2 protein-coding genes are annotated in these 1,314 nt (G+C 64.5%); both read left to right on the plus strand.

The window, feature by feature from the left end; all coding sequences use genetic code 11:
* The first annotated feature begins 63 nt into the window (after positions 1-63).
* Complete coding sequence (locus ADADOO_RS04680) at positions 64-798, plus strand: MotA/TolQ/ExbB proton channel family protein (RefSeq protein WP_511275433.1); 735 nt, start codon at positions 64-66, stop codon at positions 796-798.
* Positions 799-800: 2 nt separating this feature from the next.
* Entirely contained in the window at positions 801-1,211 is a 411-nt protein-coding gene (locus ADADOO_RS04685) for an ExbD/TolR family protein (protein ID WP_511275435.1), read from the plus strand.
* Positions 1,212-1,314: the final 103 nt, after the last annotated feature.

Below are 1,314 nucleotides of genomic sequence, written 5' to 3' on the forward strand. Positions count from 1 at the left end.
GATGCCGTTGATTCTTCGGTGATCGTTCCGATCACCTTTGCCTTGGAGTAGGAAAGGAAAAACATGCACGAACAAATGGGCCTCGCCCACTTCTGGAGCCAGGGCGACCTGGTTACCCACACCACCGCGGCCATTTTGGCCGTGCTCTCGCTGGCCTCGTGGTCGGTGATTCTCAGCAAACTGATGTCCACGTGGCGCGCCTCGCGGGCGCAGGAGCGGGCGCTGAGCGGTTTCTGGGCGGCCAATTCGCTGCCCGAGGCGCTGGAAATCCTGCGCCGCGACGATCCGTCCGGCATCTTCGCCGGCCTGGCGCTAACGGGTGCTCATTCCGCCCAGGCGCACCAGCAGAACGCTGCGCGCGGCATCGGGGCCGGGGTCAACGCCAGCGAATTCGTCACCCGCTCGCTGCGCTCGCACATCGTCAATACGCAGGCACGGATCGAACGCGGCCTGACTTTTCTCGCCTCCGTCGGGTCGACCGCGCCCTTCATCGGCCTCTTCGGCACGGTCTGGGGCATCTACCACGCGCTGGTTGGCCTCTCCGGCGCGACGCAGGTGGTGCTCGACAAGGTCGCCGGCCCGGTTGGCGAGGCGCTGATCATGACGGCAGCCGGCCTCTTCGTCGCCATTCCCGCCGTGCTCGCCTACAACGCCTTCACCCGCGCCAACCGGCTGGTCGCCGTGCAACTCGACGGCTTCGCCCATGACCTGCACGCCTACCTGACGACCGGCGTGCGTGTTGGCGGCAATGTCAATCTGGTCGACATCGGCGCCGCCCGCGCCAACCGGCAGGGCTGATCATGGCCTTCGGAAGCTTCGACGAGGCTGGCGTCACCCAGCCGATGGCCGAAATCAACACGACGCCGCTGGTCGACGTGATGCTCGTGCTGCTGGTCATTTTCATCATCACCGCCCCGCTCTTTCACCAAGCCGTGCCGATCGACCTGCCGCAGGTCAACGCCACCAAGCTGGACGACAAGCCGGAAGTGATCCAGCTCGCCATCGACATCGACGGCAAGATTTTCTGGAACGGCGAGGCCATGCACCGCGATGCCCTCGACGCCCGCTTTGCCGCCGCCAGCGCCCGCCAGCCGGAGCTCCACCTGCGCGCCGACCGCAAGGTAGCCTACGAAAAAGTGGCCGACGTCATGGCTGCCGCACAGCGGGCGAGCATTGTCAAGATCGCTTTTCTGACCGAATCGGCGCACTAGACGCCGCAGCTTTTCATCGCCTCGCAACGGGCGAATATTTTGGGGGTTCAACGTGAGTCACCGTAATTTCAGATTCAATGCGCTTTTTCTCTCTGTCGTCGCG

Origin of the sequence: Azonexus sp. (assembly GCF_036170495.1) — a bacterium.
Classification (GTDB): Bacteria; Pseudomonadota; Gammaproteobacteria; order Burkholderiales; family Rhodocyclaceae; genus Azonexus.